The sequence below is a fragment of the Variovorax sp. 01T439_2 genome (genome assembly GCF_056398445.1).
Map to the genome: position 1 here is coordinate 1 of NZ_JBFTPJ010000336.1, position 5577 is coordinate 5577.

A 5577-nucleotide genomic window follows, 5' to 3' on the forward strand; every position below is an offset into this window, starting at 1 on the left:
ACCGTGGCTTGACCGGAATTCGGGCGATGGAAAGACCCAGCCCCATCGTTGGCCGGTCGGGGTGAACCGTCCGTGCGATGGCGAACATACTTGGCGCGCTACAGCCAAGACCGAGCGCGGACCACCTCCGGTGCCGGAAGAGGGAAAAGAACGGCCGAACGCCTCGGTTATAGGGCGACTAGCCCTATGTCTGTGGCAAACCAGCGAAAGATCTTGGTCGGATTTTTCCAATCCCTCGTGCGCCGAACGAATAGAAAGCCCGACGCTGCATTCCCGATTGCGTCGATGGGAATGCCGGCGGCCTGCAACGCTGCCGCCTGTTCTTCAGCACTCGTATTGAGCGGCAGCTTCAGAGTGATGGTCGCGCTGTGGATGATTTGCTTTGACATCGATTTTCCTCCCATGAGTGCAAGTCACGTTAGGAAAGTCGAGGAAACTGGTCTGTTCGGTTCCGTACATAAAAAGCGCTACTTTCCCCCAATGCCCGGCGTCAACGACTTTGAGCGCCGCCGCTCAAGATAATTGTTGCTGGCCACCTCAAGAGCAAGTCCAGAAAAGACCCAGGCAATGGCTTACGTCGACCGGCTGTGCGCGGAACAGGTGTAAAAATGCCCGCTTGAGGCGGGCACTGAAACGTCGGAGGCTCAGGATTTGGACAGTGACAGCCCGCCAGCATCGAGGCTCCACCTTGGATGGGCGGGCGCCTAAGCTACCTCTACCAGCGCTGGATGGCCGTCAACGAGATCATGGCGTGGCTCTGGCGTTCGGTCTGTGCGCTACCTCACGGTCCAAACTTCCTCCCAGCGGTAGTGTCACGGTTCCAACTCCTTCCATATGGAGGGCACCATGCACCCTCCCAATTCACGGCTGAGTCTCTGCTTTGTACCTACCTCCACGGGCGCAGTACGCCGATGATCCTGCGCGACGCGGTTGTATGGGTGATCGCGGCCCGGCCGGCCAGCAACGAGACGCCAATGATTGAAGTCACAACGCATGCAAGCCTGAGGCATCCAGGCCACAAAGAGTTCGGAACCTCGGTGTATTGATACGTGCTGGCTTTACGGCTACCCGTCGGCTTCAACTTTTTCGCTGAGATGACTTTCGACATCATTGCTAATCCGAGGGCTGACGTTCGCGCAAGGTAGGWCGCCGCAGCTTCGAAGTCGGGACCGCGCAATCGCAGCGAGACCGCGGCAGCATTCATCACGCCCTCGACGAGCCGTGAATGGCGCTTCGTGCTATCGGCTTGACCGGGGCGAAAGCACATCACTGGTGGTGTGCTGCTTTCGCCGTTCAGCATTTTTCAGGGATCCGCAAAGTCTGTCGCTTTACTTCGCTGGCTGGGCCTCCGGAGCTGGCGTGATGATCACAGTAGTACTCTCACTGGGCTTGCCAGTGTCCCCTTTTTTTCCATCGACGCCTTGAGCACCTGCTATACCTGGGGGCCCTGCGGGTCCGGGCACAGCCACGGGTGCCGCTGGAACGGCGACCACGGCGGTGGGTCTATCGCACGCGGCCAAGCTCAACGCGCCGAGCAGCGCAAAAGTCAGTAGTGAACGGCTCATGGAGAATCCTTTGAAGGCCCCTCAGGCTAGGCGCATTCCTGGCATGAGACGGTGCGCCAGCGAACATAGACTGAATCGCCCCGGCTTCCGTAGATCAATTACTGCCGTTTCGGCAAACCATGACAATCCGGCTATGCCAGTTGGACGTCATTGCCCCGACTTTCTAGGGGAAGGTCTGAACAGGTCACCGATTTGGCGTGTGATGAAAGTCATGGTGTGCATGATGATGAATCTCGCCTCCCCAATGCTTCGAATCGACGAGGTTTGCCCCTCATCCGGCGCCCTCAGGCTGTCGTCGCCGCTTCGGACCGCGATCAGCGAAGCAGGCGGCACCGAGACCGCCACGAACGCCGCCACCACGCTGGCCACGGCCTTGCGCGCGCGACCACCATGGCCGTGCTCGCGAAGCCCGCGTCCCACCTGATTGGCATTGACGCCCCACTCGCGCGCCAGGCGCGACTCCGAGGCGCCTGGCTGCAGGCACAGTGCCACCGGCTGCGACTTCGCGGCTTCGTCGTTCATGCTGCGTCCGTCGCTCTTGTCCCCCACCACCGGCCGGCGCTTGAGGTCTTCCAAATCGTCTGCCATCTATGTTCCCGCGTTCACATCTAGGTGGGAACGTAGGCTGCCAAGTCACAGCCTGCGGCTCGAGGATGGCGTTCATTGACCGCATGCAATCGACGGTCAAGGCCGGCCCGGCCAGGCGCACTTCCGGATCGATCGGCTTCATGCCGCCTGTTGCTTGGAGCAGCGCACATGCAAGACGGCGGCGCATCGCGGCCGACCGGCAGCTATGCGATCAGGTGCGCATAACTGCGCCGATTGGCCCGGTAACAATCGCACGCCGCGTTCTCCAGCCCTTCGCGGTCCGTGATCGTGATGACGCCCCGTCGATAGTCAATCAACCGGCGCCTGTGCAGCGCCGTTGCCGCATTGGTGATGCCGACCCGGCGCACGCCCAGCATGCGGCCCAGCACTTCATGGGTCAGCGCGAGGTGCGTCGAATGCGCGCAGTCCTGTGTAGTCAGCAGCCAGCGCGCCAGCCGCTCCTCGATCAAGTGGAAGCGGTTGCACAGGCCCGAGCGGCCGAATTCCATCAAGAGCACGCAGACGTAGCGATTGAGGATGCGCTTGAGCTTCGAGTTCTGCTCCAGCTCCTGGGCGAACGATTGTGCCGTCAGACGCCAGGCCATGCCGCCCCCCTGCACCAGTGCCCGCAGCGGCGCGCGCTGCACGTCCAGCGACAGCTCGTAGCCCAGGGCCCCCTCGTTGCCCACCATCCCCGTCTGGAGGCCATCGTGGCCGTCCGCGGTCGACACCAGCGAGACGAACGCGCTCGTGGGGAAATGGATGTGATGAATGACATCGCCCGGCTCGTAGAGGATCTGCGCCGTGACCAACTGCACGCTGTCGCAGCGCTCGAGCAGATGCACCCGGTCCGCGGGCGGCAGCGCCTCGAGCAGGCGGTTGAGGACGGTGCGGGGCGGGGCTGATGTCACGGAACCGCCTGTTGGGAAGAATCAAGAGTCAGCGCGGGAATGCGCAACCGAGCGCATTGTTGCCGAGGGCCCCTCTCGCGTCTGTGCGCAGGCGCACCAATGCGGCGCGACCGCCGCTGGCTCAGGTTGCGAGCTGACGAGGGAGCAGGCGATCCGTTTCACGCTTCACGACCTCGTAGCACTCGCACACCTGCTTCTCCAGCCCCGGGCGGTCCAACACCGTGATGTGACCCCGCGAGTACTTGATCAGGTTCAGGCGCTGCAGCTTGCCGGCCGCCTCCGTCACTCCTTCGCGCCGCACGCCGAGCATGTTGGCGATCAGTTCCTGGGTCATCACCAGCTCGTTGCCGGGCAACCTGTCGAGGCTCAGCAACAGCCAGCGGCACAGCTGCTGTTCCAGTGAGTGGTGTCGGTTGCAGACGGCCGTCTGCGACATCTGGGTGATGAGCGACTGGGTGTAGCGCAGCAGCAGATGCAGCAGGGGTCCGCCGTTGTCCGTCAGCTGCTTGATGTGGCTGGCGCTCAGACGGAACGCCTGGCCTGCGCTTTGCACCACGGCGCGGTTGGGCGTGCTGCCCCCGCCCATCAGCAGCGCCACGCCGACCATCCCCTCGAATCCCACGACGGCGATCTCGGCCGATTGCCCGTTTTCCAGCACGTACAGCAGCGAGACGATGCAATCGGTCGGGAAGTACACGTACTGCTGGACCACGCCCGATTCGTACAGCACCTCGCCCAGCTTGAGCGGCACCAGTTCAAGGAGCGGCATCAGGCCCATCAGCACCTCCGGCGGCATCACCTCCAGGAGGCTGTTGCGCGCCACGGCTGCGCGCGAAGAAGACGAGGGAGAAGACGATGCCATGGCGGAAGGAGATTCCAAAGTGCTCATCATTTTGCCGCCGATACCTCGGCGTCTGTGCGCTTCCGCACACAGTCGAGGGAATGCAAGTGCCGATTGCACATCGGCACGCCACGGTATGTGCGACACCGCACCGACGATTCTCCCCGGCGCCGCTAAAGATGACGGTACGCCTTCTAAGTCTCTAATAGAAGCAGGCGACATTCATTGAATGAAGCGGGCGAAAGCCATCGAGGTCCCGGAACATGCGCAACTTTCTCATCAACAACCGGGAGGAGCTGGTTTCACGGTGCAAGTCGAAGGTCGCACTGAGGCCCCGGCGGGCCGCCACGGAACATCAGCTGGCGAATGGCATCCCGTTGTTTCTCGAGCAGCTGATAAGAACCCTTGCGGCCGAAGAGGACAACAAACCCGCCGACAGCATCAGGATCTCGGGGCCATCGGGCGGGGACTCGCTGGCCTTGTCGGAAATGGGGGTGTCCGCCACAGCCCATGGCAAGGAGCTGCTGAAGCTGGGCTACACGGTTGACCAGGTCGTTCACGACTATGGCGACCTTTGCCAGGCGATCACGGACCTGGCCTTTGAACGCGATGCCCCGTTCGCTGTCGCGGAATTCCGGACATTGAACCGCTGCCTGGACAACGCCATCGCGGACGCCGTCAGCGAGTTCAGCTTTCAACGGGATACGCAAATCGCCCGCCAGCAGAGCCTCGACGCGACAGAGCATTTCGGATTTTTGGTTCACGAGCTGCGCAATTCCCTAGGAACAGCAACCTTGGCGATTCACGCGCTTGAACTCGGCAACATGACAGTGAGAGGCGCCACCGGGGCCGTGCTGAAACGCAGCCTGTCAGCAATGGGTGCCCTGATCAGCCGGGCGCTCGCCGAGGTGCGCAGCGGCGCGCCGGACCAGCGGCAGACATTTTCCGTCGCCTTGTTCATCAAGGACGCTGAAACCGCGGCCCAGCTCGTTGCAGGCGCCGCCGGTTGCGTCTTCGAGGTGCCGCCTGTCGATTCCCTGCTGGCCATCCGGGGAGATCGCGAACTGCTGCTCGCCGCGCTGGCAAACCTCCTGCAAAACGCGTTCAAGTTCACGCACCCGCACACCGACGTCGCCTTGAAAGCCTATGAACTTGGCGAGCACGTCCTGATCGAAGTCGAAGACCATTGCGGCGGGCTGCCATCGGGAATCGCCGCCAAGATGTTCGCCCCCTTCAATCAACACAGTCATGACAGGTCCGGATTGGGGCTGGGTCTTTCCATCGCCCGCCAAAGCGTCGAAGCAGACTTCGGCACATTGACCGTGCGGGACGTGCCGGGTGTCGGTTGCGTCTTCACCATATGCCTGCCGCGTCACCCCCTTCCCTGACTGGCACTCGATCGTTTCTCTTATCCGAAAGGACTCGCCATGGATACCCAATTACTGATGCGAATCGGACGAATGACGCCACCTCGGCGGCTCACGTTGTCGGCGGATGTGGCCGCGGCAAAACGGCTGGCTGCGAGCGGCATGATCGAAGTGACTCTCGAGGTTCAAGGCAAGGCGAAAAGACTCGCGCTGCAAGTTGTGCATGTGGAAGCGATCACCCGCGAGGGCGCATCGGCGATCGCGATCGAAAAATCCTGCGCGCGGAAGAACGCAGCGCTCCCGAC

Annotated in this window: 6 protein-coding genes; 2 read left to right on the forward strand and 4 right to left on the reverse strand. The window is 62.2% G+C overall.

Going from position 1 to position 5577, the window contains the following annotated elements:
- Positions 1–167: 167 nt before the first annotated feature.
- The 4 genes from AC1DOC_RS16855 to AC1DOC_RS16870 form a co-directional block, all read right to left on the reverse strand.
- A complete protein-coding gene (locus AC1DOC_RS16855) occupies positions 168–389 on the reverse strand; it encodes a hypothetical protein (protein ID WP_015866027.1) in 222 nt (73 codons plus the stop codon).
- A 1323-nt stretch (positions 390–1712) separates the two neighbouring features.
- Positions 1713–2153, reverse strand: coding sequence for a hypothetical protein (locus AC1DOC_RS16860; protein WP_015866026.1), 441 nt, complete (start codon positions 2151–2153; stop codon positions 1713–1715).
- Between the two features lie 203 nt (positions 2154–2356).
- Positions 2357–3064, reverse strand: a complete 708-nt coding sequence (locus AC1DOC_RS16865; RefSeq protein ID WP_015866025.1) for a Crp/Fnr family transcriptional regulator — start codon at positions 3062–3064, stop codon at positions 2357–2359.
- 121 nt (positions 3065–3185) lie between these two features.
- Positions 3186–3926 (reverse strand): Crp/Fnr family transcriptional regulator, encoded by a 741-nt coding sequence (locus AC1DOC_RS16870; RefSeq protein ID WP_015866024.1) that lies wholly within the window; start codon positions 3924–3926, stop codon positions 3186–3188.
- 242 nt (positions 3927–4168) lie between these two features.
- Here AC1DOC_RS16870 and AC1DOC_RS16875 point away from each other — a divergent pair, with 242 nt between their 5' ends.
- Positions 4169–5293, forward strand: coding sequence for a sensor histidine kinase (locus tag AC1DOC_RS16875; RefSeq protein WP_015866023.1), 1125 nt, complete (start codon positions 4169–4171; stop codon positions 5291–5293).
- 39 nt (positions 5294–5332) lie between these two features.
- Positions 5333–5577, forward strand: a 245-nt coding sequence (locus AC1DOC_RS16880; protein ID WP_478130122.1) for a hypothetical protein, incomplete at its 3' end; no start/stop codon positions are given.

Coding starts and splice junctions, on each gene's coding strand:
- AC1DOC_RS16875 (WP_015866023.1), top strand. CDS start 4,169: ATGCGCAACTTTCTCATCAACAACCGGGAGGAGCTGGTTTCACGGTGC.
- AC1DOC_RS16855 (WP_015866027.1), bottom strand. CDS start 389: ATGTCAAAGCAAATCATCCACAGCGCGACCATCACTCTGAAGCTGCCG.
- AC1DOC_RS16860 (WP_015866026.1), bottom strand. CDS start 2,153: ATGGCAGACGATTTGGAAGACCTCAAGCGCCGGCCGGTGGTGGGGGAC.
- AC1DOC_RS16870 (WP_015866024.1), bottom strand. CDS start 3,926: ATGGCATCGTCTTCTCCCTCGTCTTCTTCGCGCGCAGCCGTGGCGCGC.